Source organism: Microcystis sp. M53603_WE2, from assembly GCF_030065435.1.
Genome location: NZ_JASJFF010000607.1, coordinates 1 through 1749 on the forward strand (window position 1 = coordinate 1; position 1749 = coordinate 1749).

General features: G+C 47.7%; 2 protein-coding genes. Both read left to right on the top strand.

The genetic code is table 11. The features are described from left to right. Nucleotides 1–298: P-II family nitrogen regulator (locus PX481_RS12935; protein WP_288094694.1), on the top strand; the 298-nt coding region annotated here is incomplete at its 5' end. Nucleotides 299–1047: 749 nt separating this feature from the next. Next, a complete protein-coding gene (rplC, locus tag PX481_RS12940; RefSeq protein WP_002734589.1) occupies nucleotides 1048–1686 on the top strand; it encodes a 50S ribosomal protein L3 in 639 nt (212 codons plus the stop codon). Nucleotides 1687–1749 lie beyond the last annotated feature (63 nt).

Here is a 1749-nt window from a genome sequence, read left to right on the forward strand (position 1 = left end):
AGAGGTGAAAATCGCCCTAGTTAATGCGGGCATTGTCGGGATGACCGTCTCCGAAGTTAGAGGTTTCGGTCGTCAGAAAGGTCAATCGGAACGTTATCGCGGTTCCGAGTACACCGTCGAATTCCTCCAAAAACTCAAGATCGAGATCGTCGTCGAAGATAATCAAGTCGATATGGTCGTCGATAAGCTGATTTCTGCGGCGCGTACTGGTGAAATCGGAGACGGCAAAATCTTCATCTCCCCCGTGGGACAGATTGTCCGCATCCGTACTGGAGAAAAAGATCTCGAAGCGATCTAACCCCCAGACAAGGGATGATAGTACACTGCTGTCATCCCCCCATTCACAGCGTTTCCCACAATAAAGTGTAACCTAATTTGCTACCAACGACCGATTCCCCAGAACGAAAACTTTGTACCTCACCATTAAGATAACTACTATAAGCGCGAGCTGCTGAATATCAGTTTAAGCCTTGCTATAAAAGAGTTTTGCGAATTTTTGGGCTAAAAAAGTGCCAGAAACCTGAAGGGGTGACAAGCAGATTGAAAGTGAAACAGGGTGTGGGGGGTAGGGAAAAACCTTGAGACTTTCCCCGAAATGAGAACGGGAGAATTAAGTTAATCAATTTGAAGGGTTACAGCGTTGTCACCCCTTCCTTCAGCCAGACTAGATATGATCATTTCCAGTGACTAAAAAACCTCTTGCCTAAAAAGTCACAAACATTATATAATGTTTGATTGTGGCCAAAATCGGTGTTAGGTGGTGCTAAAGGCACTACTGAGCAGAACCGCCTTGGTCGCTCGGTCTTCGCCGGGATACTGAAGATAAACCCTTTAAGTCCCGAAGAAACAAAGACCAGCAACAATCTAGGCAGAACCAGCAAACCTGTCTAGTCTTACTTACGAATTTAACGGGATGCCAGCTTAAATAACTCGAAAAAAGTCATTCAAGTTGGGCAGGCTGATAAAGCGGGAAAGATTTTTCTCGCTCCTATAGCCACGGCCACGTTATTTTTGATTGTCGTCTAGTAAAGATAAAGAGAACAATCCGTGTCTATCGGTATCCTCGGTACAAAACTGGGCATGACCCAAATCTTCGACAACAAAACGGGAGTCGCCATTCCCGTCACCGTCGTTCAAGCCGGTCCCTGTCCCGTCACCCAAGTCAAAACGAAAAAAACCGACGGTTATGAATCCATCCAAGTGGGATACAAAACCGTCAAAGAAAAAGCCCTCAACAAACCGCTACTCGGTCATTTAGCCAAAGCCGGTGTCTCCCCCCTGCGGCATTTAATCGAATACCGCCTCGAGGACGCATCCGCTTACACTTTAGGCCAAGAAATTACCGCCGCTATCTTCCAAGAAGGCGATTTAGTCGATGTGGCTGGAACCACCATCGGACGAGGTTTCTCCGGCTATCAAAAACGCCATAACTTCAAACGCGGTAACATGACCCACGGTTCCAAAAACCACCGTCTCCCCGGTTCCACCGGTGCCGGTACTACCCCCGGCCGCGTTTTCCCGGGTAAGAGAATGGCCGGACAATACGGAGCCACCCAAGTGACCATCCGCAAACTGTCCGTGGTCAAAATCGATAGCGAACGCAACCTAATCCTGATCAAAGGAGCCGTCCCGGGTAAACCAGGAACCCTGTTAAACATCACCCCCGCCAAGAAATTTGGTAAATAGGGCAAGGAAAGATTAAAGTCATGGTTAACTACACAGTCAAAAATTGGCAAGGGGAAGAAGCGG